Here is a 1,706-nt window from a genome sequence, read left to right on the forward strand (position 1 = left end):
TGCTCTACGGCCACCACTTCGCGGCCATCGCCGCGCCGGCCGCCGTGGCGGGCCGGACGATCGAGGAGGGGCGCCGCGGGCGTGAGCACGAGCTGCGCGACGTCCGCGCCCGTCTGCGCGAGCTGAGCACCGAGCTGGAGACGCTGACGAACGCCGCGCACAAGGACGAGCTGGCCCGGGCCGAGAAGCGGCTGCGCATCGAGGCGCTGACTCAGCGGGCCCAGGACGAGCTGGGCCTGGAGCCCGACACGCTCGTGGCCGAGTTCGGTCCGGACGTCCGGGTCCCGGTGCTCGACGAGCCGTCCACCTGGGCGCCGGCGGCCGAGGACGTCCCCGAGCCGGACCCGTCTCTGGAGTTTGCCGACAGGACCGACGACGCGGACGACCCGGACGCCGAGCCGGCGCCGCGCACCGTCCCGTACGTCCGCGCCCAGCAGGAGAAGCGCCTGCGCCAGGCCGAGAAGAACCTGGCCATGCTCGGCAAGGTGAACCCGCTCGCGCTGGAGGAGTTCAGCGCCCTGGAGGAGCGGCACCAGTTCCTGTCCGACCAGCTCGACGACCTGCGCCGCACGCGCCAGGACCTCATGGAGATCGTCCAGGACGTCGACGTGAAGGTCGAGGAGGTCTTCACCGCCGCCTGGCACGACGTCGAGCGCGAGTTCACCCACGTCTTCAGCCGGTTGTTCCCCGGTGGCGAGGGGCGCATCCTGCTCACCGACCCCGACAACATGCTCACCACCGGCATCGACGTCGAGGCGCGTCCGCCGGGCAAGAAGGTCAAGCGGCTGTCGCTGCTGTCCGGCGGCGAGCGCTCGCTGGTCGCGGTGGCGTTCCTGGTGGCGCTGTTCAAGGCCCGGCCGAGCCCGTTCTACATCCTTGACGAGGTCGAGGCGGCGCTGGACGACACCAACCTGGGCCGCCTGCTGGAGATCTACGAGGAGCTGCGCGAGAGCAGCCAGCTCATCGTCATCACGCACCAGAAGCGCACGATGGAGGTCGCCGACGCGCTGTACGGCGTCTCGATGCGCGGCGACGGCGTCTCGGCCGTCATCAGCCAGCGCCTGCGCGAGGAGGAGCCCGCATGAGCGAGACCACCCGTCGCCGGGGCGACTACCCGGTGCTGCGCACGATCACGACGCGCTGGGAGGACGAGGACGTCTACGGGCACGTCAACAACGTCGTCTACTACTCGTACTTCGACACCGCGGTGAACAGCTACCTCATCGAGGCCACCGGCACCGACACCCGCGCGCTCGAGGCGTACGGCGTGGTGGCCGAGACGGGCTGTCGCTACCTGCGCGAGCTGCGGTTCCCCGGCGACGTCCAGGCCGGTCTGGTGGTGACGAGGCTGGGCCGGTCGAGCGTCGTCTACGAGATCGGCCTGTTCCAGGGCGAGTCGGACGAGCCTGCCGCGGTCGGCACGTTCGTCCACGTCTACGTCACCGGCGCCGAGCGCACCGTGACGCCGGTGCCGGACGTCATCCGCGCCGTGCTGGAGAAGCTCGAGGTCTAGGCGTGGACGCCGGTGGAGGCCTGAGCGCCGCGCTAGGACTGCTCGTCCTCGGCGTCCTGCTGCGGGCGCTGAGCGGCTCCGCCGCCGACGGGACGTTGGAGCGCAACGGCGTCGTCGGCATCCGCACGCGCGCCACACGGGCGTCGGACGCCGCGTGGCGGGCCGGCCACGCCGCGGCGGCACCGGCCATGCG

General features: G+C 71.9%; 3 protein-coding genes. All 3 read left to right on the plus strand.

Translation table 11 applies throughout. The features are described from left to right. The coding region (locus AC2W7G_RS15510) for an AAA family ATPase (RefSeq protein WP_485869229.1) at positions 1-1,085 on the plus strand (1,085 nt) is incomplete at its 5' end. After that, positions 1,082-1,513 (plus strand): acyl-CoA thioesterase, encoded by a 432-nt coding sequence (locus tag AC2W7G_RS15515; protein WP_485869230.1) that lies wholly within the window; start codon positions 1,082-1,084, stop codon positions 1,511-1,513. The genes AC2W7G_RS15510 and AC2W7G_RS15515, both read left to right, overlap by 4 nt. Before the next feature lie 2 nt (positions 1,514-1,515). Next, the coding region (locus AC2W7G_RS15520) for an SdpI family protein (RefSeq protein ID WP_485869231.1) at positions 1,516-1,706 on the plus strand (191 nt) is incomplete at its 3' end.

The sequence above is a fragment of the Aeromicrobium sp. PFPM2_SD2 genome, from assembly GCF_057364525.1.

What these genes read in the sequence shown, in the direction of transcription:
- AC2W7G_RS15515 (WP_485869230.1), top strand. Translation starts at nt 1,082, where the DNA reads ATGAGCGAGACCACCCGTCGCCGGGGCGACTACCCGGTGCTGCGCACG.